1 protein-coding gene is annotated in these 708 nt (G+C 45.9%); it reads right to left on the bottom strand.

All coding sequences use genetic code 11. From position 1 onward, the window contains the following. Positions 1 to 80: 80 nt before the first annotated feature. A partial coding sequence (locus R7Z47_RS24890) for a DUF2254 family protein (RefSeq protein WP_318130768.1) occupies positions 81 to 708 on the bottom strand: 628 nt, incomplete at its 5' end.

Raw genomic sequence — 708 nt, 5'->3', positions numbered from 1 at the left:
GAGACTTTTCACGAAGGATGATGGCTGCGCATACGCATGTTTGAGGCGTATGCTTAAAACGATGCTGATTGAATGAATCGTCAACACCGTGTTTTTGGGTCAGTTACCTGGTTCGAAAGTTGCGCAAGTTGATGCTTTTCATCTTCAGTAAAATGTTGGGTCAACGCGAGTTCTAATGCTTTCTCTGAAAGCTTGGTTGCTGGAGCGCTAAACAGCTTGGGATACATACTAGACAGGGCTAGTAATGCCTTTTGCAGGCGAACCTGAACTTGCAGTTGAGCTGCCCCATCATGCGCTATCGGCAAAAAGACATCATCGAATAAATCTTGGCAGTTTAACGAGGGCACAAACAATCTTGGGAAGCGAGTTTTGGTCGGCTGTTGGCTAATAAGTTCTCCCCAAAGTGAAAGCGCCCGAATCGAACGTCCCAGAACATCAATCGCAGTACCATTATCATTAACGGCAGGAGAGAGGGCCCTAGAGGCTATTTCTGCAAGTACAACTAAGCCAAAGCGAGGATCTTGGTCATAGGATCGCTCAGTTCGGATCGTGAACGCTGCCGTTACCTCACTTTTTTCTGCTAATTCGCCACAGACCCAAGCCAATGGTTGACCAAGATAAACAAAACTCCCTGGCTGCCTCTCAATATAGATAGTGGATTGAGAGGCTTTAGCAATACTATCTAGATGGTGCATATCAATATGTTGT

The sequence above is a fragment of the Vibrio sp. 1641 genome (genome assembly GCF_033339995.1).
In the GTDB taxonomy this organism is placed as follows: domain Bacteria; phylum Pseudomonadota; class Gammaproteobacteria; order Enterobacterales; family Vibrionaceae; genus Vibrio; species Vibrio alginolyticus.
The sequence above is the reverse complement of the archived record's forward strand: the minus strand, read 5'-3'. Positions and strand labels throughout refer to the sequence as shown.